This window comes from Paenibacillus sp. Soil522 (genome assembly GCF_001428245.1).
Lineage (GTDB): Bacteria > Bacillota > Bacilli > Paenibacillales > Paenibacillaceae > Pristimantibacillus.
Genome location: NZ_LMRV01000013.1, coordinates 13,127 through 37,028, shown reverse-complemented (window position 1 = coordinate 37,028; position 23,902 = coordinate 13,127). Strand labels below are relative to the sequence as shown.

General features: G+C 47.9%; 28 protein-coding genes and 1 other annotated feature. All 28 genes read left to right on the top strand.

Annotated elements, in window-relative coordinates:
- Nucleotides 1–2: 2 nt before the first annotated feature.
- The 28 genes from murC (at nucleotide 3) to pheA (ending at nucleotide 23,901) form a co-directional block, all read left to right on the top strand.
- Nucleotides 3–1,397: a UDP-N-acetylmuramate--L-alanine ligase gene (gene murC / locus ASG81_RS03085; RefSeq protein ID WP_056629089.1), complete on the top strand. Its 1,395-nt coding sequence runs from the start codon at nucleotides 3–5 to the stop codon at nucleotides 1,395–1,397.
- A gap of 151 nt (nucleotides 1,398–1,548) precedes the next feature.
- Nucleotides 1,549–1,905 (top strand): DoxX family protein, encoded by a 357-nt coding sequence (locus tag ASG81_RS03080; protein ID WP_081417094.1) that lies wholly within the window; start codon nucleotides 1,549–1,551, stop codon nucleotides 1,903–1,905.
- A 31-nt stretch (nucleotides 1,906–1,936) separates the two neighbouring features.
- Nucleotides 1,937–2,704, top strand: a complete 768-nt coding sequence (locus tag ASG81_RS03075; RefSeq protein ID WP_056629087.1) for a pirin family protein — start codon at nucleotides 1,937–1,939, stop codon at nucleotides 2,702–2,704.
- A 28-nt stretch (nucleotides 2,705–2,732) separates the two neighbouring features.
- Nucleotides 2,733–3,188, top strand: a complete 456-nt coding sequence (locus ASG81_RS03070) for a MarR family winged helix-turn-helix transcriptional regulator (RefSeq protein WP_056629084.1) — start codon at nucleotides 2,733–2,735, stop codon at nucleotides 3,186–3,188.
- 73 nt (nucleotides 3,189–3,261) lie between these two features.
- The gene (locus ASG81_RS03065; protein ID WP_056629081.1) at nucleotides 3,262–3,678 is read left to right on the top strand and encodes an Rrf2 family transcriptional regulator; all 417 of its coding nucleotides are present in this window, start codon (nucleotides 3,262–3,264) and stop codon (nucleotides 3,676–3,678) included.
- Between the two features lie 101 nt (nucleotides 3,679–3,779).
- Entirely contained in the window at nucleotides 3,780–4,652 is an 873-nt protein-coding gene (locus ASG81_RS03060; RefSeq protein ID WP_056629078.1) for an SDR family oxidoreductase, read from the top strand.
- Between the two features lie 439 nt (nucleotides 4,653–5,091).
- Entirely contained in the window at nucleotides 5,092–6,498 is a 1,407-nt protein-coding gene (locus ASG81_RS03055) for a hypothetical protein (protein WP_056629075.1), read from the top strand.
- Between the two features lie 61 nt (nucleotides 6,499–6,559).
- Entirely contained in the window at nucleotides 6,560–6,802 is a 243-nt protein-coding gene (locus ASG81_RS03050) for a DUF4321 domain-containing protein (protein WP_056629074.1), read from the top strand.
- A 54-nt stretch (nucleotides 6,803–6,856) separates the two neighbouring features.
- Nucleotides 6,857–7,486, top strand: a complete 630-nt coding sequence (locus tag ASG81_RS03045) for a Maf family protein (RefSeq protein WP_056629070.1) — start codon at nucleotides 6,857–6,859, stop codon at nucleotides 7,484–7,486.
- Nucleotides 7,487–7,580: 94 nt separating this feature from the next.
- Complete coding sequence (gene radC / locus ASG81_RS03040; protein ID WP_056629067.1) at nucleotides 7,581–8,270, top strand: RadC family protein; 690 nt, start codon at nucleotides 7,581–7,583, stop codon at nucleotides 8,268–8,270.
- Between the two features lie 39 nt (nucleotides 8,271–8,309).
- On the top strand, nucleotides 8,310–9,338 hold the full coding sequence (locus ASG81_RS03035; RefSeq protein ID WP_056629064.1) for a rod shape-determining protein: 1,029 nt from the start codon (nucleotides 8,310–8,312) through the stop codon (nucleotides 9,336–9,338).
- 60 nt (nucleotides 9,339–9,398) lie between these two features.
- Entirely contained in the window at nucleotides 9,399–10,262 is an 864-nt protein-coding gene (gene mreC / locus ASG81_RS03030; RefSeq protein WP_056629062.1) for a rod shape-determining protein MreC, read from the top strand.
- The gene (gene mreD, locus ASG81_RS03025; RefSeq protein ID WP_056629059.1) at nucleotides 10,259–10,783 is read left to right on the top strand and encodes a rod shape-determining protein MreD; all 525 of its coding nucleotides are present in this window, start codon (nucleotides 10,259–10,261) and stop codon (nucleotides 10,781–10,783) included. The genes mreC and mreD overlap by 4 nt, the downstream gene beginning before the upstream one ends.
- 65 nt (nucleotides 10,784–10,848) lie before the next feature.
- On the top strand, nucleotides 10,849–11,514 hold the full coding sequence (locus ASG81_RS03020) for a septum site-determining protein MinC (protein ID WP_056629054.1): 666 nt from the start codon (nucleotides 10,849–10,851) through the stop codon (nucleotides 11,512–11,514).
- 3 nt (nucleotides 11,515–11,517) lie between these two features.
- On the top strand, nucleotides 11,518–12,309 hold the full coding sequence (gene minD, locus ASG81_RS03015) for a septum site-determining protein MinD (RefSeq protein WP_056629051.1): 792 nt from the start codon (nucleotides 11,518–11,520) through the stop codon (nucleotides 12,307–12,309).
- Nucleotides 12,310–12,316: 7 nt separating this feature from the next.
- The gene (locus ASG81_RS03010) at nucleotides 12,317–13,468 is read left to right on the top strand and encodes an FtsW/RodA/SpoVE family cell cycle protein (protein WP_056629048.1); all 1,152 of its coding nucleotides are present in this window, start codon (nucleotides 12,317–12,319) and stop codon (nucleotides 13,466–13,468) included.
- 139 nt (nucleotides 13,469–13,607) lie between these two features.
- On the top strand, nucleotides 13,608–14,519 hold the full coding sequence (locus ASG81_RS03005; protein ID WP_056629046.1) for a M23 family metallopeptidase: 912 nt from the start codon (nucleotides 13,608–13,610) through the stop codon (nucleotides 14,517–14,519).
- Entirely contained in the window at nucleotides 14,512–15,393 is an 882-nt protein-coding gene (locus ASG81_RS03000; RefSeq protein ID WP_056629043.1) for a M50 family metallopeptidase, read from the top strand. Before ASG81_RS03005 ends, ASG81_RS03000 begins: the two co-directional genes overlap by 8 nt.
- A 37-nt stretch (nucleotides 15,394–15,430) precedes the next feature.
- Entirely contained in the window at nucleotides 15,431–16,678 is a 1,248-nt protein-coding gene (locus ASG81_RS02995) for an Rne/Rng family ribonuclease (protein WP_056629038.1), read from the top strand.
- Nucleotides 16,679–16,762: 84 nt separating this feature from the next.
- Nucleotides 16,763–16,852, top strand: a sequence feature (ribosomal protein L21 leader region).
- Between the two features lie 15 nt (nucleotides 16,853–16,867).
- Nucleotides 16,868–17,179 (top strand): 50S ribosomal protein L21, encoded by a 312-nt coding sequence (gene rplU, locus ASG81_RS02990; RefSeq protein ID WP_056629034.1) that lies wholly within the window; start codon nucleotides 16,868–16,870, stop codon nucleotides 17,177–17,179.
- 11 nt (nucleotides 17,180–17,190) lie between these two features.
- Nucleotides 17,191–17,529, top strand: a complete 339-nt coding sequence (locus ASG81_RS02985; RefSeq protein ID WP_056629031.1) for a ribosomal-processing cysteine protease Prp — start codon at nucleotides 17,191–17,193, stop codon at nucleotides 17,527–17,529.
- 65 nt (nucleotides 17,530–17,594) lie between these two features.
- On the top strand, nucleotides 17,595–17,906 hold the full coding sequence (rpmA, locus tag ASG81_RS02980; RefSeq protein ID WP_056629028.1) for a 50S ribosomal protein L27: 312 nt from the start codon (nucleotides 17,595–17,597) through the stop codon (nucleotides 17,904–17,906).
- A 140-nt stretch (nucleotides 17,907–18,046) separates the two neighbouring features.
- Nucleotides 18,047–18,784 carry a Spo0B domain-containing protein gene (locus tag ASG81_RS02975; protein WP_056629026.1) on the top strand — a complete coding sequence of 246 codons (738 nt, stop codon included), beginning with the start codon at nucleotides 18,047–18,049 and terminating at the stop codon, nucleotides 18,782–18,784.
- A 13-nt stretch (nucleotides 18,785–18,797) separates the two neighbouring features.
- Nucleotides 18,798–20,123: a GTPase ObgE gene (gene obgE, locus ASG81_RS02970; RefSeq protein WP_056629023.1), complete on the top strand. Its 1,326-nt coding sequence runs from the start codon at nucleotides 18,798–18,800 to the stop codon at nucleotides 20,121–20,123.
- Between the two features lie 131 nt (nucleotides 20,124–20,254).
- On the top strand, nucleotides 20,255–20,692 hold the full coding sequence (locus ASG81_RS02965; RefSeq protein WP_056629020.1) for an ACT domain-containing protein: 438 nt from the start codon (nucleotides 20,255–20,257) through the stop codon (nucleotides 20,690–20,692).
- A gap of 25 nt (nucleotides 20,693–20,717) precedes the next feature.
- Nucleotides 20,718–22,004: a homoserine dehydrogenase gene (locus ASG81_RS02960; RefSeq protein WP_056629015.1), complete on the top strand. Its 1,287-nt coding sequence runs from the start codon at nucleotides 20,718–20,720 to the stop codon at nucleotides 22,002–22,004.
- A 5-nt stretch (nucleotides 22,005–22,009) separates the two neighbouring features.
- The gene (gene thrB / locus ASG81_RS02955; RefSeq protein WP_056629013.1) at nucleotides 22,010–23,032 is read left to right on the top strand and encodes a homoserine kinase; all 1,023 of its coding nucleotides are present in this window, start codon (nucleotides 22,010–22,012) and stop codon (nucleotides 23,030–23,032) included.
- Nucleotides 23,029–23,901: a prephenate dehydratase gene (pheA, locus tag ASG81_RS02950; protein WP_056629008.1), complete on the top strand. Its 873-nt coding sequence runs from the start codon at nucleotides 23,029–23,031 to the stop codon at nucleotides 23,899–23,901. The genes thrB and pheA overlap by 4 nt, the downstream gene beginning before the upstream one ends.
- Nucleotide 23,902 lies beyond the last annotated feature (1 nt).

Here is a 23,902-nt window from a genome sequence, read left to right as displayed (position 1 = left end):
CTTTGAATACGGCAGAACACGTTCATTTCATCGGAATCGGCGGTTACGGAATGAGTGCCATTGCCCGCGTTATGCTGGAAATGGGCTATAAAGTGACTGGGTCCGATGTCGCTCGTCAAGAATTAACAGAGAAGCTTGCAGCAAATGGTGCCAGCATTTATATCGGTCATCAGCCAGAGCATGTGAAGGGAGCAGATCTGGTCGTTTACTCCACGGCGCTTTCGAAGGATAACGTGGAAAGGAAGGCTGCAGAGGAGCTTAACATTCCTGTTTTGCACCGTTCACAAATGCTGGCCAGATTGATGAACGCCGGCAAAGGAATCGCGGTGGCAGGCGCACACGGCAAGACGACGACTTCTTCGATGATTGCGCTTGTAATGGAATCTTGCGATGCGGATCCCACCTATATTATCGGCGGAGAGATCGTTAATGTAGGCACAAACGCAAAAGCAGGTAAAGGTGAATATGTCGTAGCTGAAGCGGATGAGAGCGATGGTTCGTTTCTGCACTATCATCCAACGCTGGCGATCGTGACGAATATCGAGCCGGATCATCTTGAAAACTATGACGGCGATTTCGCCAAGCTGAAGGCTGCCTACGTGCAATTTTTGCAGCAGGTGAAAGCGGACGGAAAGGCAATTATATGCGCGGATGACGAGACGGTTAAAGAACTGATACCGCAGGTGTACAAGGGCAATATTGAATCATCGGAGCTTGTTACGTACGGAATTGACAGCGACGCAGACTATAAAGCACAGAACATTGTGCTGGGTGACCGCAAGGTGTCCTTTACGATGACGCATAACGGGGCGATGCTCGGTGACGTGGAATTGTCTGTTCCAGGGCTTCATAACGTATATAACGCGATGGCTACAGTGATTACTTGTCTTGAAGCGGGCTTGGCCTTCGACAAAATCGCAGAGGCGATTCAATCGTTCAGAGGCGCGAAACGCCGCTTCCAGGTGCTTGGAGAAGTTAATGATATTTTGGTCATCGATGATTACGCTCATCATCCGACGGAGATCAGAGCGACGATCAGCGCGGCTAAAGCGACAGGCAAACGCATTATTGCGGTATTCCAGCCGCAGCGTTACACGCGGACTTTCTTCTTGTTTGAGCAATTTAGCCGCGCGTTTCCTGAGGCTGACGAAGTAATCATTACCGATATTTACTCGCCGGCGGGCGAGCTTCAAATCGAGGGTGTTACCTCGCGGAAGCTGGTAGAGCTGATCAAGAGCAACAGCAACGCGAACACCGAGTATATTCCGACTAAAGAAGAAGTACTTGTACACTTGACTAAACGGGTCGCACCAGGCGATCTTGTCATAACGATGGGAGCAGGCGATATCTGGAAGGTAGCGGATTCACTGGCCAAATCGTTAAAAGCAGCACACTAAACGCAAAATGCCCGGGTGGTTCCTATTTGGAATCGCCCGGGCATTTTTTTGTTGACACAAATATATCCTAGTGCTAGGATAAACATATGCCCTATAATTAGGATATCTAGTTGTAGGATAAATAATTTTAAGATATAAGGAGAGAAAGTTAATGAGTATTTTATCAATCGTTCTTCAAGTTATTTTAGGTTTAGGTTTTTTAATGTTTGGATTAATGAAGTTCGGATCAAAACAAATGGTGGAAGGATTTAAGCATTATGGGTATCCCGGATGGTTTAGATTATTCACAGGAATGGTAGAAGTCATTTCAGGGGTTTTGGTTATTGCAGGTATTTGGAATGGGACATTGGCATTTTGGGGTAGTTTATTAATGGTTATAACGATGATCGGTGCGATTCTTACCCATATTAAAATAAAAGATACTGTAGGAAAAATGATGATGCCGATCATTTTATTCATTTTAGGATTAGCAGTGTTACTGATAAACTTCGGACCTTTGCATGGATAAACCCAATTGACCTATATAAGGAGAGATATATATGGAAGTTAAAATTATTAAACCGCAGGATCAAGCGGTCGGGCAATTCGATGGCGGTAAAATACAAGAGCAAAAGCCGATTGGTTTTTCTGGAGAAGGCTCATTAATAGACCGGTTAGGACCATTATTTTACTGGGCTTGGGGACATTCTCAGGGACCCGCGGAAATTGGCTTACATCCACATCAAGGTTTTGAAATCATTACTTATGTAATCAAGGGTAACGCTTATCATCGTGATACGCTCGGTACGGAAAGTGTTGTAGTTGCTGGAGGCACCCAGCTCATGCAAACAGGCTCAGGTGTGTATCATGCAGAAGCATTAAAAGAACCAGCAGAAATTTTTCAAATCTGGTTTGAACCGCATTTAAGCCAGGCAGTTAAACGTACACCAGTTTATTCACAATACAATTCTGAGGATTTTTCCGTAATTGATAAACAAGGTGTGACGATTAAGACAATACTAGGAAACGATTCACCAATGAAAATTGTGACAGATGCAGGGATGTGGGATATCACTATTCCAAATGGATCGGTTTATACCCATAGTCTTTCGCAAAAGCGGACATTAGCTGGTTTAGCCATCAGAGGCGATGGGGCATTAACATTAGACAAGAATCAACCAACTCGTTTTACACATAAAGATTTTGTTATCGTTGAATCAGGACAAGGTGGAGAAGCAGCCATTCAAGCTTTAGATAAAGACCTTAGAATCTTTTTGATTGAAGTTCCGGCCGAAGTTGATTATCCTTTATACAATAAACGAAGATAACTGTTGTAATTTTTAGGAGGTTCGGTGAATGTATCAAGGGGATGAACAGAGTCAGATTGATTTACGGCTTTTCCGAGTCTGGCTAAAGGCTAGTAAAACGATTTTTGATCATGTCGTAAAAGATATAGAAAGACACGGAATTAGTCCAGAGAATTTTATGATTCTGGAGCTTCTTTATAATAAGGGACCCCACACCATCCAAAAAATAAGTGAAAAATTGTCTATTCCTAGCGGGAGCATCACTTACGTTGTGGATAAGCTTGAAAAAAATGAATTCGTAAAGAGGAATCCAAGTCCAACAGACCGTCGAGCTTCACATGTCGTTTTAACTGATAAAGGTCAGAGTCTTTTTCAAGAAATCTTTCCTCAGCACGTTGAAGTCATTTCCGAAAATTTGTCTTATATAAGCAATGAGGAAAAAATACAGCTAACGGATCTTCTGAAAAGGCTCGGACTTGGTGCTAGTCAAAGTTTAAGTAAATAAGACTCATTACACGGTACGGATATTGACATAATGCTAAGTAGTAACTATAATGGTTACAACGGTGGTGATGAACTTGAAGCAAATAAGCACGCGCTTTTCTATGGCTGTTCATATCCTCTCCCTGATTGCTGTTAGTTCAAACGAATTGACTGGGGACTTCATTGCGGGTAGCGTAAATACAAATCCTGTGGTAATCCGAAGAATTATTGGGATGTTGAAAAAGGCAGGGTTAGTGGAAGTACGTCCTGGGGTAGGAGGCGCTTCTCTGCTCAAAGCACCTGAGGAAATTACGCTTCTTGATATTTATCGCGCTGTAAATTTGATCGAAGAAAACCAATTATTCCGTGTTCACGAAGATCCGAATGTGAAATGCCTAGTCGGGCGGAACATTGAGTCAGTTCTCCAATCCGAATTGAAGGAGGCTCAATCCGCTATGGAACACAGGTTGTTACAAACGACTTTGAGCCAACTCACGGCAAGATTCAAATAAATGAGAGCTCTTTTAAGAGCTTTTATTTTATACATTAGTTGTAACTGGATAAGTTGTAACAATTAGAATTACAACAAAAAATTGTTGGAGGGAAAAGAAAAATGAAAATATTAGTCACAGGCGCAACAGGTAAATTGGGAATAAAAGTTGTAGAAACGTTATTGAAATCTATACCTGCGAGTCAACTGGCTGTAAGTGTTCGCAATCCAGAAAAAGCGGAAGGACTGCAGGATCGGGGAGTAGAAGTTCGGCAAGGAGATTTTGACCGCCCGGAAACATTGGATAACGCCTTTGCAGGTACCGATCGGCTACTAATCATATCTGCAGATGGGGACAACGAAACAAGAATTCGGCAGCATACAAATGCGGTAGCAGCAGCACAACGTGCGCAAGTTGGATTTATTGCATATACCAGTGCAGTAAATGCAAGTGAAAGCAAGTTGTTCCTAGCTCTAGTACACCGTGTCACGGAGGAAGCCATCATCAAAACGGGCATTCCCTACTCTTTCTTGCGAAACAACTGGTACTTGGAGAACGAGATTGGAAATATTCAAGGTGTGTTGGCCGGAGCGCCGTGGGTGACGTCCGCTGGAGATGGCAAGGCAGGCTGGGCATCGCGACAAGATTACGCGGAGGCAGCTGCAGCGGTATTGGCGGGAAATGGGCACGATAATACCATTTACGAGCTTTCGGGAAAACTGATGACTCAAGAAGAACTAGTGTCTGTTATTGGAACGGTATTAGGCAAAGAAGTACCCGTGCAGCAAGTCGATGATGCCAAGTATGCGGAAATCATGAAAGGCGCGGGTATACCTGACTTCATCATCCCTATCCTAGTAGGTATCCAGCAAGGCATCCGGGAAGGCGCACTGGAGATCGAAAGCAACGATTTAGAAAAGCTGCTCGGTCGTCCAGTTACACCAATCAGGGAGGCACTGGCTCAAATCGTTAACGAAATCTCTCAAGCTAATTAATTAAATTGACTTAGAAAACCGACCTTTCGTAATGAGAGGGCGGTTTTTTATTTATTGGTTTCATCCAAGATGTCTCCCTTAGCTTCCAGCGTGTCCCGCAGGGACGAAGCGCTTCTTCACAGATGCAGCTAGCGAGCGCCTGTCCGCCTCCTCCGTTAGTCCAATTGCGGGTGTCCAGAGGGTGCAACCCTTGGGGCCCTCCCTTGGAAGGGAGGGTTTGGGAGGGTTCGAAAAGCTTTAAAACTCCTTGTAAAGGGAGGGTTTGGGAGGTTCGAAAAGCTTTTAAAACGTTCTTCAGGTTTGAATTATGATCTGAACTTTTCAAAAAACCTTTGAAGGCCAGGTAGACATTCCTCATAAGGGCTTGGGTCGGTCCCGGTCTAATTCTCTTAAAAGTCTCATAGATTAAAATAGAAGAACGGGACAAGGAGTGAATGAAATGAATAACAAAAACCGTATTACTTATCGTTTTGACCGTAACGGAAAATCTATGTACGAAGAAAACCGCAGCACTGACAAGCAGCAGGAGTCTCCTGCCGGTAACGATGTCACCCATGCTGCTCCTAATAATAATATTGCTAATAAACCGGCCAAAATGAACGTAATACCGCTATACCCGTCTACGGAGCAGCATTCGATCAGCGAAATCAGCCCTTGGAACAGTCCATTCCAGGAGGATATCGGCGCACTGGAGCAGCTAATAAGAAATACCGATACAATACCGGTTTCGGCTGCTCCGACCAAGCAAATAGATAAGACGAAAAGCTCAAAAACAGCTCTAATGGAGGTTCCGAGCGAGCTTGAGGATAATCGCGCTGCTGGCGAACATAGCTATTTTAAGGCGGAGGATGTGCAGGACCCTTTGCAGACGGATAAGGATGAGCGTGTTTTTGACGAACCTAGCAGGAATAAGCTTCACTACTCGCGAATAAAGCGCAGAGAAGGGGCGCCATCATGGTTTAATGTGTTCTTGTCGGTCGCGGCTGCGCTCGCTACGGGAGCGTTGTTCGGTTATTTGCTGTTGTCTTTATTTACAGGAGCAAGCATTTGGCCTGGAGGGTCAGGCGAAAAACCAGATTCAGAGTCCGTGGCAGGTAATATAAATACCGGCGAAACAAGCTCGGGCGCTAATGTGAGTGGAAGTAAAAACGGTGATGGGACATTGCCGGAATCAGATAATCATTCGGATAAAAAACCTGATTCCAATTCCGCGATGGTGAGCCTCAAAGGGCTGGACCGGTCTTACTATTTGCTGCAATTCGGCGTTTTCAGCAATACGGAAGGCAGGGATACCGCACTTGTACAGCTGGAGGAGAAGGGACTTGCTGGCGCCGCAATGCCTAGTGCAGCCGATTATCGCGTGTATGCAGGAATGGCGGGCGACCGCAGCAAAGCGCAGACGATTCGCGAACTGATGCCGGATTTAGATCTCTATATCAAGGAAGTGAGCATACTGACTCCAGCCCAAATGCCGTTTGAAGGCGACCAAGCTGCAGCGCAAACCTTCTTCGAGCAGACGGAGGATCTTGTCCAAATGTTGGATGAATTGGCAATTGCTCAGCTGGAGCAGCCGGCATTATCTTCAACTAGCGAAGCAGCTGCTGCCTCATGGCAGGCAGAGCATCAAAAATGGACCGAAAACGCAGCAACGATGCGAATAGGTATAATGGATACGGAAGGCAAAGCCTATCTCGAAAAAGTCATTCATGCGATCAATTCGGCAGCAAAATCAATGGTTGAGTATGATAAAAAACCGTCTCGCGCCCATTTATGGTCGACGCAAACGCAGCTGATGAAAGCTATCATTGCGCAAAAAGAATGGTTTGAGACCATAAGCGCATTGTAAACGAATCATATCATGCGTATAATAGTGTTAGGTGTCATTTCATGGCGAGAGGCGTTGAAAGATGAAGAAAAACGGCTGGATTCTTCTCATTTTTATCATTCTTGGCTTATTAGCCGGCGCTCTAGTAGCGCGATGGCTGGCTCCAGTTCCAGGCATCTCTTTTTTAACGAAACCGATCGAAGCATCATGGTCTCCTGCCGTTGATCTATATGTGCTCAGCTTCAACTTATCGCTTCATCTTCAGTTCAGCTTGTTCAGCTTGATTGGAGCTATAATCGCGATATGGCTTTACCGTAAAATGTAGAGCGGCGGTCATTGACTAACGGAAACAAGCAAGAAGGAGCGAAGCCATAATTTTATGGAATATAAAACATCACGCAACGAAGCGATAAGCCAGCTAGTACTGGCCTCTTCGTCACCGCGCCGGAAAGAACTGGTCGCATCGCTGGACCTTTCTTTGCCGGTTTATATTTTGTCTACAGATACGGATGAAACGATTGAAGCAGGCTGGTCACCGGTGCAAATCGTGGAGCAGCTCAGCCTGCGCAAAGCTAATGCGGCATTAAAGCTGCTGCAGCAAAAGCAGGAGTCTGCATCGTCTTTAATCATCGGTGCGGACACTATTGTTGTGCTGGACGGCGACGTGCTCGGTAAACCGGCTGACGATAATGAGGCTAAAGCTATGCTAGGGCGGCTTCAAGGGCGTGCTCATGAGGTGTATACAGGCATAGCATGCGTGCTTACGTCAAATGGGGAAGCAAAGACTGCCCATCGCATGACTAAGGTAATGATGAAGTCACTAAGCGAGGATCAAATCGCAAGGTATGTTGCTACCGGCGAGCCGCGCGACAAAGCAGGCTCTTACGGAATTCAAGGCCTAGGCTCGACGATTGTGGAGCAAATCGACGGCTGTTACTTTAATGTCGTGGGATTGCCGCTGTCACTGCTGTCAAGCATGCTGGCCTCTTATGGCATTGCAGTTTTTTAAAGCTGAGCTTGAATGAATGCGATCGGATTTATTTTTCAAGACTTAGCCAGGATATGACGGAAATCTATTTTTCTAAAAAAGGCGGGATTGGGACATGGAGCCGCAATCTATGGTTTTGCGTGATGTCCCCCATGAAGAACGTCCAAGAGAGCGCATGATGAAATATGGGGCCGAAGCACTTAGTCATGCCGAGTTGCTTGCTATATTGCTGCGAACAGGCACGCAGCGGCAATCCGCCGTACATCTTGCAGGAACAATATTAAAGCAATGCGGCAGCTTGCGTAATTTGATGGATATGAGCATGGAAGAAATGACAGCCATTCGAGGTATAGGCCCCGCCAAAGCTATTCAGCTTCGCGCGGGTATTGAGCTGGGGAGAAGGATTACGCGGAGCCGGATAAGCGATGCGGTTACCGTTCGCAAGCCGCAGGATGCCGCGGACTATGTGATGGAGGAGCTCCGTTATTTAAAGAAGGAGCATTTCGTTTGTTTATTTCTGAACACAAAGAATCATATTATTGCCCGCGAAACTCTATCTGTCGGCACGCTAAACGCGTCGCTTGTCCACCCTCGCGAAGTATTTCGTGCAGCCATACAGCGAAACAGCGCATCCATCATCTGTGTTCACAATCACCCGAGCGGAGATCCCGCGCCTAGCCCGGAGGATATCGCGTTAACGGGGCGTCTGGCGGAAGCCGGGAAGCTAGTCGGAATAGAAGTGCTTGACCATTTGGTTATCGGAGACGGAAGATTTGTTAGTTTGAAGGAACAAGGCTATATGTAATATAATAAAGTGATGTGGCAATTAGAAGGGAGCAACAACATGTTTGGTGGTTTTTCGAAAGATTTGGGTATTGACTTAGGCACAGCGAATACGCTCGTATTCGTCAAAGGAAAAGGAATTGTAGTAAGGGAGCCTTCGGTGGTGGCCCTTCGTACTGATACAAAAACGATCGAAGCAGTCGGCGAGCAAGCCAAAAAAATGATTGGCAGAACGCCGGGCAACATTCGTGCTGTCCGTCCAATGAAGGATGGCGTTATCGCTGATTTCGAAACGACGGCAACGATGATCAAATATTTTATTCGCCAAGCGCAAAAACAACGCTCTTTATTCCCTCGCCATCCAAACGTAATGGTTTGCGTACCGTCAGGCATTACAGCGGTCGAAAAACGCGCGGTTGAAGATGCTACCAAGCAAGCGGGAGCACGCGAGGCTTATACGATTGAAGAACCGTTCGCAGCAGCCATCGGGGCTGATTTGCCCGTTTGGGAGCCGACAGGCAGCATGGTTGTCGACATTGGCGGCGGAACGACGGAAGTTGCCGTTATTTCATTAGGCGGCATCGTTACGGCAAGGTCTATTCGGGTGGCCGGCGATGAGATGGATGAAGCTGTTATTTCGTATATTAAACGGCAATATAACCTCATGATCGGGGAGAGAACAGCCGAGCAGCTGAAGATGGAAATCGGTTCAGCGCTTCCTTTCGATCGTCCGGAAAAAATTGAAATCCGCGGACGTGATCTTGTATCGGGCCTGCCTAAGACGCTTGCGATCTCATCCGACGAGATTACGGAAGCATTGGCAGACACGGTTAATGCGATTGTTGATGCGGTTAAAGTGACGCTGGAGAAATGTCCGCCGGAACTTTCCGCCGATATTATGGACCGGGGAATTGTGCTCACGGGAGGCGGCGCATTGCTTCGCAATTTGGACAAGCTGCTGCAGCGCGAGACGGGCATGCCGGTTATCGTTGCAGATAATCCGCTTGATTGCGTAGCGATCGGCACGGGCCGTTCACTCGACAACATTCATTTATTCAAAGCAAGAAGCACTTCTCGCTCGCGACGCTAAAAAAAGCGGCCACTGGGGAAACGGATATGAAATGGGCAGGTGATCGAGCTGTTTAGGCTAATGCGAAATAAGCGTATGTTTACGCTTATGATCGGGTTTATTTTGTGCATAGCGGTCATCGGCTTCTCGCTAAGCGATCGCAAGGAATTGACTTGGCCGGAAAAATTCGTGAAGGATTCGGCAGCATACGTGCAGCAATGGTTTTACAAGCCCGCTGGTTATATAGCGGGCTTCTTTGAGGATATCGGAAATCTGCGTACGATCTATGAAGAAAACGAACAGCTGCGCATTACAGCGGCAGCTTACTCTCGCGATAAGATCAAATATAACTTCATTGAGAAAGAGAATGAGCGTTATAAGGCGGAGCTTTCGTTCACGGAGCGGCAGAAGGAAATGTATAATTATAATTATTTGATCGCGCAGGTCATATCCGTCAGCAATGATGCGAACAATCGGACGATGATGATTAATTTGGGTTCAAAAAATGGCATTAAACCGAATATGGCCGTAACGACCATTGATGGCTTGATCGGACTCGTAAGCTCGGTAACGCCTTTTACAGCTGCTGTAACACCGATTACAGAGCTGGACGAAGCATCGCCAACGTTCAATTCCATAGCGGTAACGATCATGGGACGCGAGAATGATTCATTCGGTATTTTAAGCAGCTACAACAAAGAAACGTCCAGACTCGTTATGACGAAAATCGCCGAGAACGATAAAATGGACATACAGGATACCGTCATCACTTCGGGTCTTGGCAACGTTTATCCAAGAGGGCTCGTTGTCGGAACGGTAGAATCGAAGCAGCTTGGCGATTTTGGTCTCACGTATACGGCTTCGGTCAAGCTTTCGGCCAGCTTTGATCATCTGACTGAGGTGTTTGTCGTTCAGGTTCCTGAACTGGAGGATGCCGGGCAATGAGCATGAATCGAATCCTCCTGCTCATGTTTCTCCTATTTGTTGCGGAGGGAGCCGTGATGCCATGGATCATTCCTGCAGGGTTCGGTCATCGGATCATTCCTCACTTTGTTTTTGTCGTAGTCATTTTCTCAGGACTCTACAGCAGACGACATCTGGCCCTATTGCTCGGAGTTAGCTTTGGGATGCTGCAGGATGTTGTTTATTTTGGCCATTTGCTTGGCATTAATGCTTTCATAATGGGGCTTATGGGTTATTTTACCGGTGTCCTGCTTGAGCACCGCCGTTCTACGATCATGATGGCGATTTCAATCATCGGTTTTGCCTGCCTATTGTATGACAGCGTCATTTTTTTCATCTACAGAGTATTTCGGATTACGAATGAAAGCTACGCCTTTGCACTAATTGATCACATACTTCCTAGTTTATTTCTGCAGCTGGCGTTTGCCCTTGCGTGCTATGTGCCCGCCAGAAAATGGTTTGAAGGGCAGACGATAATGAAATCGGATAAGTCTGAGGAATAAAATAACGGTGCATGCAGGAATTTGTTAGGCGGAGCAAGAATCCATTAGGTTGGGGAGGGACGAACGTGACCGAGAGGCAGCATATTATAATAAAGGGTGTAAAAGAAGGTCTCGTGTTCCTTCTCGACGATAAATGTGAATTCTCGACGCTTTTAGATGAACTGCAGTACAAGCTGGAAAAAACGCATCAACAGCTGCTCACTGGCCCGCTCGTTCACATCCAAGTGAAGCTTGGAGCAAGACAAGTGACGGAGGATGACAAGGATCGGATCAAAAATGTGATACGGTCGCAAGGAAACTTAATGATCCAATCTGTTGAGTCTGATGCGCCTAAGGTCGATTCCCAGCAAGAGAAGCAGTCTAATTTGCAAGTGCTCACGTCTATTGTACGCTCTGGTCAAACCTATGAGCATGACGGGGATTTACTTTTAATCGGCGATTTGAATCCAGGCGGCACTTTATTATGCACAGGCGATATTTACGTGCTGGGAGCTTTGCGAGGCACAGCGCATGCGGGAGTTGGCGGGCGGACCGACGTTATCATTGCGACTTCGTTCATGCGGCCAACTCAGCTTCGCATTGCAGATGTGATCAGCAGACCGCCAGAGGAATGGATGACCGGCGATGCAGCAATGGAATTCGCCTTCTTAAGCGAAGGACGAATGCAAATCGATAAGCTAGCGCAATTATTCCGCGTACGGCATAATCCTATAATGTTTAAAGGAGTGTAGAGCATGGGGGAAGCGATTGTTGTAACATCAGGTAAAGGCGGCGTTGGCAAGACGACCACATCTGCAAACCTGGGTACCGCGCTAGCTTTGCTTGGCAAGAAGGTATGTATGGTGGATACAGATATCGGACTTCGCAATCTGGACGTAGTCATGGGATTGGAAAACCGGATCATATATGATTTGGTGGACGTAGCCGAAGGCCGCTGCCGCTTAAATCAGGCGCTTGTGAAGGACAAGCGCTTCGATGAGCTTTATATGCTTCCCGCTGCACAGACGAAGGATAAGGATTCCGTGACGCCTGAGCAGGTTCGAAATATGATAGTAGAGCTTAAGAAGGAGCATGACTACGTTATTATCGATTGTCCTGCAGGGATCGAGCACGGCTTTCGCAATGCGATAGCGGGTGCTGATCGGGCTATCGTTATAACGACTCCGGAAAATGCGGCCGTGCGCGATGCCGACCGTGTAATCGGATTGCTGGAGCAGGAGAAGATACCCAGCAAGCTTATCATCAATCGCATTCGTCAAAATATGATGAAAAGCGGAGAGATGCTCGATATTGATGAAATTTGCCAGGTACTGGCAATTGATCTTGTCGGGATCGTACCCGACGACGAGAAAGTTATTTCTGCCGCAAACAGCGGAGAGCCGACGGTTATGAATCCGGCTTCACGTGCCGCTATCGCCTATCGAAACATCGCGCGCCGCATACTTGGAGATATGGTTCCGCTCATGCTGCTGGATGAGAAGGCGGGAGCTTTTAAACGTTTCCGTAAGTTCCTTGGAATAGGATGATAACGACTTGCTTAACAAACTAAAAAAGCTGGACTGGGGAATTTTAATTATTTTAGTCTTCCTCATGATTATCAGTACGGTTGTTGTCCATAGTGCCACTGCAAATAATTCCGGTTACGCGAATTCTGACGTTAAGCAGCTTCTCTTCTATTTCATTGGCTTCTTTATAGCTATCGCGGCCACCTTATTCGACTACCGCATCGTGCTGAAGAGCTGGTATGTCCTTTACGGTATAGGGGTTGCCTTGCTTATTCTCGTCTACTTCTTCGGAGCTGAAATTAATGGAGCCCGCGGTTGGTTTAAGCTGCCGGGCGGCTATTTCTCATTTCAGCCGGCGGAAATTGTGAAAATTGTACTTATTATCGGGATCGCATATATTATGGGGCGCAGGCAGGGTGACCGGCTTACGTTCTCCCAGGACTTGCTGCCGGTCGGCGCATTTGCCTTTTTGCCTTTCATGCTTGTAATGATTCAGCCTGATCTTGGCAATGCCATTATCTATTTAGTTATTGTGCTCGGCATGTTGTGGATCGGTAATGTGAAGTATACGCATGTATTAATTGGGCTTGCTGCCGTAATCGCAGGCATGGTCATATTCGTCACCTTATTCAATATGTTCAACCAGGAAATCTATGATTATTTGTACAAGCATGAGAAGAAGCACTGGCATCAACGGATTAATACGTTCATTAACCCTGATGAAGCCTCTTCGGATGATAGGCACCAATCAGAAAATGCGCAAATCGCCATAGGCTCCGGAGGGCTAAACGGCGACGGCTATTTGAAAGGCGATATGAAAAACGGCGGCTTTGTACCATACCCGTATTCGGACTCGATTTTCGTCGTCATCGGCGAGGAATTCGGCTTCCAGGGCTCAGCTATTTTGCTGCTCCTGTACTTCTTGCTCATTTACCGGATGATCATTATCGCTTTCAAATGCTATGATTTGCGTGCATCATATATCGTCATCGGGATCGTGTCCATGTACGTGTTTCAGGTGTTCCAGAACATTGGGATGATGATCGGGATTATGCCGATAACGGGGATTACACTGCCTTTTATAAGCTACGGCGGAACATCTCTCCTGCTCAATATGCTGTCAATCGGACTCGTATTCAGCATAAAAGCGCATCAAGAAAAATATGAGCTGGCCGATTAAAAATAGGGAAGCCATCCATTATAGGATGGCTTCTTTTTTGTTGCAGCAGCCCATACCCGCATACTTGTCTCACTCCCCACATATCCATGTATAAAGGAAAAGCTGTCGCAGCGGCGACGGAGGCGGGGAGGAAAGAGTGATGCAAAAGAAGGATGGCGTGAAGCAGCGCAGACAGCAAAAAATTAAAAACTTGCTGGATCGGAATCTGGCGGCAGAACAAACGGAGGACATTTATCCAGAACCTGTTGTGCCTAATAAGCATGAATATTTTTACGTTGACGAGAGGGAAGAGCTTGATCCCGAGATCGTATGGAAAACAAACCCGAATCCATGGGTAAGCTGGAGCGAGGACAAAGGCGTTAGCGAAAATAAAAGCTTCGTCAAAAGACCTGATCTCACGAATAAAAAAGATCCGCGATACGATCGAAGCAAGCATTCTTTCCGCAAAGAGCTGAAGTGGAAGCTTGCAATTGCGGTATTGTTGTTTGGAGCGGTATGGGCGATGTTTCGGTACGATACGGAATATACGCTTAAAGGACAAGCACTTGTTAAGCAGGCGCTCACCGATGAGATCGATTTTGCCGCGGCTGCAACATGGTACAAGCAAACATTCGCAGGCGCTCCATCCTTCATTCCTATATTTGAAGACAACAGCGAGGTCGCAGTAGGCGCGGACGGCACGGTGAAGCTGCCAATCGTATCGCCGCTGCAAGGGGGGGCGCTTGTGCGAACCTTCGCGGAGCTGCTGAACGGCATCGAGCTCGCCGGAAAATCAGAGGAGCAGGTCGTCGCTGCCGAGACAGGGCGCGTGCTGCTGTTGACGGATCAGAATGAACAGGGCTCAACGATCGTCATTCAGCATGCGAATAAGCGTGTTACGATATACGGGATGCTCGGAAAGACGGATGTACAGGTGAATGACTGGGTTGAAGCGGGTGATGCAATCGGGAGCCTGCGGAAGGCGGAGGGCACGCAGCCAAGCTTGCTTTATTTTGCCGTGAAGCAAAATGACTTGTATATCGATCCGGTGGGCGTGATACCGATTGATTAAATGGAAAGGGATCTTATGGTCGGTCCATCCGTTGTTTGTCATCATAATGCTGGGATCGGTCATGACGGGCTATTTTGCGGAGCTGTTTACATTATTTTTGCTCGTGCTGGTGCATGAGCTTGGCCATGTTATCGTAGCGATAGGATTCGGCTGGACGGTGCGGGAGGTGAAGCTGCTGCCGTTTGGAGGAGTCGTAGAGGTAGAGGAGGCCGGCGGCGTGCCTGCCAAGGAGGAAGCGATCGTAGCCATCGCGGGTCCGCTGCAAAACGTATGGATGGGACTAGCTGCTTGGATCTGCGGACAGCTTGGGCTGTGGGATCTGGAATGGGCAGAGTATGTGTGGAAGGCGAACCTCATGATCGGCTTGTTTAACCTGCTCCCGATCCATCCGCTCGATGGTGGAAAGCTGCTTCAGGCTGCCTTAAGCTATACCGTCAATTACTATAAAATGCTTATATGGTCAGCCCGCATAAGCTTATTGTTCAGCATACTTATGATTATTTGCTCGCTTCTGCCGCTGCTTGTTTATAAGGATGGCGTACAGCTCAATCTGCTGATCGTTGGCTTATTTCTGATCATGACGAATTGGACTTACTACCGGAACGTTCCCTTTTTATTTTTCCGTTTTCTGATGTACCGCGAGCGTGTAACCTTGCAAGCGCTGACGAGGGGGCATATTGCTAGTCCTATTATCGTGAGCGGCAGGCAGTCGATCCTCTCCGTAGCCAGATTGTTTCGAAGGGAGCAATACCATTTAATCTATATGGTGGAGGCGGATAGTAAGGAAGTTAAAGTGCTGCCGGAGCAGAAAATTGTTGAGGGCTGCTTGTCAGAAAACAATCCTAATCGTGCAGTATCTGAACTTTTCAGTTAAAATAGATGAAAAGCGTACTGGCGGGTGATATGCGGGAATGAAGCAAATGTTGATGCACGTACATGGAGAAATGCTGCAAACCGCTGTGCTGGACAATGGCCGACTAGTTGAATTTTATATGGAAAAATCAAAAGCAAGCAGCTTGGTAGGCAATGTCTATAAAGGCCGCGTCGTGAACGTTCTGCCTGGCATGCAGGCGGCATTCGTTGATATCGGACTAGCCAAAAATGCTTTTTTGTATATTGATGAGCTGCTCCACCCGCATTTGGAAAAACAGCCTGAACAAAAGCCGCTTATACAGGAGCTTGTTATACCGGGCCAGGAGCTGACCGTCCAGGTGATGAAGGAGCCGCTCGGCGGTAAAGGAGCCCGCGTAACGACTCACTTTACGCTGCCCGGACGGTGGCTCGTCTATATGCCGAATGCCGATTATGTCGGCGTTTCTAAAAAAATCAGCACCGAGGGCGAGCGGGCGCGCTTGCGTTCGATCGGCGAGAAGCTGCGCGAGCGGGAGGAAGGCATTATTTTGCGTACGGCGGCTGGGGGCGAGAGCGAGCGCTCCTTGAAAACCGACGTCCATCAGCTACGAGAGATTTGGCATGGAATTGCTGAGCGGAGCCTTGATGCGCACGCGCCTTCCGAGCTGCACCGGGAGGCGGGGCTTATGCGGCGGGCCGTTCGGGATACCTTAACGACCGACATGGATGAAATATGGATAGATGATGTAACGAGATTTAAGGAGGCGTCAGCGCTGCTCGAGGAAATGACTCCCCTGCTGCGCGGGAGGCTGAAGAGATTTGAGCAGAGGCAAGGAATGTCCTTATTCGATGCGTACCGGGTAACAGAGCAGGTGACAAGGGCGTTCAATCGCAAAATCCCGCTTGTAAGCGGCGGCCATCTCATTTGGGAAGAGACGGAAGCACTGACGGTCATCGATGTAAATACAGGGAAATTTATTGGAACCTCCGGCCTCGAGGATACGGTTTTTCGGACGAATATGGAAGCGGCGGATGAGATAGCGAGATTGCTTAGAGTAAGAGATGTCGGCGGTATTGTCATTATTGATTTTATTGATATGGAGCAGGATACTCACCGCGAGCAGGTGATGCAGAGTCTCATTGAAAAGGCGCGCAACGATCAAACGAAATGTACGATTCTAGGCTGGACTAAGCTCGGTTTGATTGAGCTGACCCGCAAGAAGGCTCGTGAGAACGCTGTCCATCAGCTATCGGAGCGCTGCGAGAGCTGTGGAGCGCATCGAAAACGTAACGAGACGCTTAAATAGTTATATTTTTCTTCGAGCAGCAATTGATATAGCTTGCATAGTATGATAAACTGTTTGGGTGTGTGTCTCGTACCTCGTGAGGAATGAGATGTACAAGTACCGCTCCGATTGGGTAAATAAGCGTTTACGGTGCAAGCCGTGAGCCACCTTAATTAGGCGAGTCTTCGAAAATAAGGAGGTGCACCAACAATGTTCGCAATCATCGTAACAGGCGGTAAGCAATACAAAGTTCAGGAAGGCGATGTTATTTACATCGAAAAACTGGATTCTGAAGCAGGCGAGAACGTAACGTTTGATCGTGTTTTGGCGGTTTCTAAAGGTGACGGTCTTGTAACTGGAACTCCGGTTGTTTCCGGCGCTACAGTAACAGGTAAAGTCGAGAAACAAGGCAAAGGCAAAAAAATCATCGTTTACAAATACAAAGCCAAAAAGAACTATCGTCGTAAGCAAGGTCATCGTCAACCGTTCACAAAAGTAACAATCGAGAAAATCCAAGCGTAAGAGGAATTTCGATGATAACTGTTACATTTGTACGGAGAGCCGCTGACAGACGGATCGTATCTTTTGCAGTCGAAGGACATGCTAAGTATGCGAAGCCCGGCAAGGATATCGTTTGTGCGGGCGTATCGGCCATATCGGTTGGAACCGTTAACGCGATCGAAGCTTTAGCAGGAGAGGAGCTTCCCTACGAGATGAAGAACGGCTGGCTATCGTCGGACATCCCGACGCTTGCAGACGAAGCTTCAGACAGTCGGATGCAGCTGCTGCTGGAATCGATGGCGGTTATGCTTGACACTATTGCAAAATCATACGGCAAGCATGTCGTAATTCATGAACTTCTTAATGCGTAAGCCTTCATAGCTTACGCTTCCGAAGTAGGTTTGCTTCACAAACCTTTTAGAAGGAGGGAATAACTATGTTGAAACTGAATCTTCAGCTTTTCGCTTCGAAGAAAGGTGTTGGTTCCACGAAGAACGGACGTGACTCGCAGTCGAAGCGCCTTGGCGCTAAACGTGCTGACGGTCAAACCGTATCCGCTGGAAGCATTTTGTTTCGTCAACGCGGAACAAAAATTCACCCAGGTACTAACGTAGGCATCGGGAAAGACGATACGCTTTATGCAAAAGTAGAAGGCGTAGTGAAGTTCGAACGTTGGGGACGCGATCGCAAAAAAGTGAGCGTATATCCAGCTGTTCAAGCTCCGGTAGCTGCAGCAGTAGAAGCTTAATACAATCTCAATCTTATATACGCACCAAGACCCGGCCTGCATCGCTTGGCCGGTTTTTTTTATTTCGAGGCTGATGACCGTAGATCGGCCGCATGATATACTGGATAAGCTAAGAAATACGAAGAAAGTAGGTTTAATCGATGGAACGCTTAACAACGGCGAAATATTACGCGGCGGCAACGATTTTATTGCCTTGTGCCGCAGTACTTATTTGGCCCACTAAAGTGTGGTTAACTGCTGTCTTTCTCGTTTGGCTTATAGCTGTAGCAACTTACTGGATACGAACAGAACGGAAAGAGCATGCGGAGCGGACTACGCGGACGATTCAATCCCTGCAAAGTTCTGCTATACGGACTCTCAACCATCATCGCCATGACTGGATGAATGACTTACAAGTCGTATTCGGTTATATTCAGCTCAAAAAGCTGGATAAAGCGGCCGAGTATGTGGAGAAAATAAGTGAACGGATGGCTATGGAGAGCAGTATTTCAAAGCTTGGCGTTCCCTCTCTCATTAGCTTCATTCAATCGTTTCGCACGATAACGAATACGCTGGAGCTGCAGATCGTTGTGAAAGGTGATATTCATTTAAATGAAATAACGGCAGATGCCGATCAAATAGCCGACACGCTCATTCAAACGATTAACGCATATCGGTTTGGGGCGAAGCCTGGCTACGGTAATACTGCTGTTCTTACGCTGGAGCTATCGCTGGATGAGGAAGCATTGTATGCAGCCTTCTATTATGATGGCGAACTCATGAACGAACAGCAATGGAAGCAAAAAATACAACAGCAGTTGGAAGGCGCGCCAATGCAGCCGATCAACTTCGAGCATCCGTATGCAAAGATGCTGCTGAGGGCGGAAATGCGCGCATGAACGGGGGCACAACATGTTTGTCGATAAAGCGAAAATATTTGTAAAGGGCGGCGACGGAGGCGATGGTATCGTTTCGTTTCGCCGTGAGAAGTATGTCGAGCAAGGCGGGCCTGCAGGCGGTGACGGAGGCCGCGGCGGCGACTTGATTTTTCAAGTTGACGAAGGGCTTCGCACGCTGATGGACTTCCGCTATCAGAAGCATTTCAAGGCTAATCGCGGCGAGCGCGGCAAAGTTAAAAGCATGCATGGTGCGGGCGCAGAGGACACGATCGTTCGTATTCCTCCGGGAACCGTAATCGTGGATGATGACACACAGGAAGTCATCGCAGATATGACACGTCACGGACAGCAGATTGTCATCGCAAAAGGCGGACGCGGCGGACGCGGCAACATTCGCTTTGCTACGCAGAACAATCCTGCTCCGTATATCTCAGAGAACGGTGAAGAAGGGCAAGAGCGCTGGGTTGTGCTTGAGCTTAAGGTAATGGCGGATGTAGGTCTTGTCGGCTTTCCTAGCGTGGGCAAGTCTACCTTGCTTTCTGTCGTTTCTGGAGCCAAGCCAAAAATTGGCGCTTATCACTTTACGACGATAACGCCAAATCTCGGCGTTGTAGACGTAGGTGATGGCCGAAGCTTCGTTATGGCCGATTTGCCGGGCTTAATCGAAGGCGCACACGAGGGCGTAGGACTCGGACACGAGTTTCTCCGCCACGTTGAACGGACACGGGTTATTGTCCATGTCATCGATATGTCCGCTTCCGAAGGACGTGATCCTTTTGAAGACTGGGTGAAAATTAACGAAGAGCTTGTGCTCTATAACGCGAAGCTGGCAGACCGGCCGCAAATTATCGCAGCTAACAAAATGGATATGCCGGACTCCGAGGAGCAGCTTGAACTGTTTAAGGAGCAGCTTGCAGCAGCAAGCGGCGACCGCAAATATGAGATTCTGCCGATCTCCTCGCTAACGAAGCAAGGGGTGCAGGAGCTTCTCTACAAAGCGGCTGATGTTCTCGATACGGTATCCGAGCAGGTTGAGATCGAAGACGTTAAGGATGTTGCTGAACGCAAGGTCTACACTTACGAGAAGCGTGAAGAAACGACATTCACCATCCATAAGGAAGATGAAGTGTACGTCATCGTCAGCGAAGGTATTGATAAATACATGAAGCGAATGAATTTGACTTCCTACGATGCGGTTATGCGCTTTGCGCGTACGATGCGCAAAATGGGTGTCGATGCTGAGCTTCGTAAGATGGGTGCCAAAGATGGCGACATGGTGCAAATTGGTGATTTCGCATTCGAATTCTTCGAGGGCAGTGACTACAATCCAAACGGATAGAACACGAGCACATATTAAGGAATAAAGACGGCGAAAGCCGTCTTTTCGCATTTTGCCTATTGCTCCAAGCCATGTATTCCGATATAATGTCCACTATAGGTGAACAATTGTCTTTTTGAGGAGGACGAATAGTGACTGAACGCTATTATGTCGTTCGGGAGGACATTTTACCGGAAGCGATTTTGAAGACGATACAAGTAAAGGAAATGCTTAGCCGGGGCGAAGCGGCAACTGTTCATGAAGCGGTTGAACGCGCAGGTCTCAGCCGAAGCGCTTTTTACAAGTATAAAGATGGCGTCTATGCGCTTAATGAGCTGGAACGTGAACGTATCGCGACGATTTCCATGGATTTGGAGCATCGCTCGGGCGTGCTCTCGAACGTGCTCAGCATGGTAGCAAGCTTGGAAGGCAATGTGCTGACTATGAACCAGACCATTCCGCTACAAGGCTTCGCTAACGTCGTCATTTCAGTCGATATTTCGCAGCTTTCCGGGGAACTGTCATCGCTGGTCGAAATGCTTCGCAGCCAGGCAGGCGTACGAAAAGCTTCGGTCATCGGACAAGGATAACGAAAATTGATAATGGAGGGTGTATATGAAGCCGGTTAAAGTAGGTTTGTTAGGTCTAGGAACGGTTGGCACAGGCGTAGTCCGTATTGTTGAAGGACATCAGGAGGATTTGGCAAGTCAGGTCGGTTCGCCGATCGTTATTGAAAAGATACTCGTTCAGAACAAGAACAAAGCGCGTAATATCGCGATTGACAAAGATAAGCTCACAGAGGATCCTTGGGATATTATCCGCCACCCTGACATCGACGTCATCGTTGAGGTGATGGGCGGAATTGGGCTTACGAAGGAGTATATTTTGGAAGCACTCTCCCTCGGCAAGCATGTCGTAACGGCGAATAAAGATTTGATGGCGCTGCATGGGCCCGAAATATTGGCGAAAGCGCAAGAGAATCGCTGCGATGTTCTGTATGAAGCAAGCGTAGCTGGCGGTATTCCGATTATTCGTACGCTCGTTGAAGGTTTCTCTTCCGATCGCATCAATAAAATTATGGGTATCGTGAACGGGACAACAAACTTTATTTTGACAAAAATGAGTCAAGAGGGCGCATCTTATTTGGACGTGCTTAAGGAGGCCCAGGAGCTGGGCTATGCGGAATCTGATCCAACATCGGATGTCGAAGGACTTGACGCAGCGCGCAAAATGACGATTCTTGCAACCATCGGTTTCCGCGCGAACGTAGCGCTTGAGGATGTTTCGGTTAAAGGGATTTCTTCGGTAAGCAAAGAGGATATTTTGTATGCGAAGCGTCTTGGCTACGAAGTGAAGCTGCTTGGCATCGCAGAGCGCCAGGATGATCTGATTAGCATTAGCGTGCAGCCGACGATGGTAAAGCAATCGCATCCAATAGCATCGGTTAACGGCGTGTTTAACGCCGTTTATGTGTATGGTGAAGCCGTTGGCGAAACGATGTTTTACGGCGCAGGTGCAGGTGAGCTTCCGACGGCTACCTCAATCGTTTCCGATTTAGTCGCGGTAGTGAAAAACCTGAAGCTTGGCGTCAACGGAATGCAGGGAAGCCTTGCTTACAAAGAGAAGAAGCTGAAAACCGATGAGCAAATCTCGTCTAAATATTTCTTGCTGTTAAAAGTAGCAGACCGCGCCGGCGTGCTTGCACGCATTACGCAAGTATTCGCTGACTTTGAAGTCAGCTTGGAGTCCGTGCTGCAGCAGCCGACTCCGTCTAATCAGGAAGCTGAAATTATCATCATCACTCATGATGCCAATAAAGCAGCCATCCAGAAGGTACTCGCAACGTTCGAATCGCTGGATGTGGTTCACAAAGTGAAGAGCGTCTACCGCGTAGAAGGGTAAGCCTTATGAATAATCGCAGAGTTATTGTAAAAGTGCCGGCAAGCACGGCCAATTTAGGCCCAGGCTTCGATACGCTTGGAATGGCGCTCTCCTTATATGCATGGATTGAGCTGAGCGTCGCTGAGCAGACGGAATTCCAATTTTTCGGCGATCAATTGAAAGGCTTGCCGAAAGACAAAACGAATCTGATCTATAAGGTTGCACAGCTTGTCTTCAAGGAGGCGGGCGTTGCGGTGCCGGAGCTCTCGATCTCGATGCACAGCGATATTCCGCTTACGCGCGGCCTTGGCAGCAGCGCATCGGCAATTGTGGGAGCGCTCGTTGCCGCGAATGCATTGATCGGCAGCCCGTTGCCCGATGATAAGCTGTTTCAAATGGCAACGGCATTAGAGGGGCATCCTGATAATGTGGGCGCGTCTTTATTCGGGGGCATCGTCGTCTCCGCTTGGGATGGGGAGCGAGCCGACTACATACGGTTGGAGCCGCATCCCAGTCTCAAGACGCTCGTCGCGATCCCGGCATTCCAGCTGTCGACGGAGAAAGCGCGTCATGCGCTGCCGCAGCAAATCAGTATGGCAGACGCCATATTTAATGTCGGACGCAGCTCTTTGCTCGTTGCGGCGCTAGCAAGCGGCGAGCTGGGCATCATCCGTCATGCGATGAAGGATCGCCTGCATCAGCCTTACCGTGCCGCGTTGATTCCCGGCATGACGACCATTCTGGAGCGCGCGGTTGAACATGGCGCGCTTGGCGTTGCGCTTAGCGGAGCAGGACCGACACTGATCGCATTTGTCGAGGATAATAACTCGTTCGAGTTGCCGGATAGTGAGATCATTGCGACTAATGACAACTCAGACAAAACTCCGCTGGAACAATTTCTGCTGAATACATTGAAGCAGGAGGGCATCAATGCGAAGACGCTATGGCTGTCTCCATGCGTGCATGGCCCGCAAATTACGGTAGAGGATGTTTCCAAGCAGTTCACCACTCCTCTTCCGGACAGAATTAAAGGAGACGTTAAGGTATGAAGACAATAGCGGTATTACCGGCCGGTTCCGTATCGGATGAGGCGGCTAGACATTTTTTTCGCGGAGAAGAGATTGATTGTAAGCATCATCGTCTTATTTCCGATGTGTTCTTGTCTACGGTAAACGGGATTAGCGACTACAGCATCATTCCTATCGAGAATACGATTGAGGGCTCCGTAAGCCTGCATATGGACTGGCTTGTGCATGAGGTTGATATTCCGATTCAAGCGGAGTGGGTGTACCCGTCTATTCAGAACCTAATCGGCCGACAATCAGAGCTGTTGAACAATGATGGGGAAATGGATTATTCGCGCATTACTAAAGTAATCAGCCACCCCGTAGCCATTGCGCAGTGTTTGCAGTTTTTACGTACGCATCTGCCTCATGCCGCGACAGAACATGTAAGCAGCACAGCCGAAGGCGTTCGTATCGTTCAAAATAACCCAAATGCCGGATGGGCGGCCATTGGCACGATGACAGCAGCCGCAAATGAAAAGCTGGATGTGCTGGCGAGAGGCATTACGGATCATGATAACAATTATACCCGTTTCTTATTGGTCGGTTCAGAGCCATATACGACTCGTCAATCAGATATGATGAAAACGAGCATATTAATAACGCTGCCTGAGGACTATCCAGGCGCGCTTCATCAGGTGCTTTCTGCCTTTGCATGGCGCAAAATCAACTTATCCCGCATTGAATCCCGTCCAACCAAGAAAAAGCTGGGCAATTATTATTTCTTTATCGACATCGACATGGCGCTCGATACGGTACTGCTGCCTGCAGCTATTCAAGAAATCGAAGCTATTGGCTGCCAGGTCCGCATTTTGGGAAGCTATCCAAGCTTTGCAGAAAGCAACAACGCTTAAC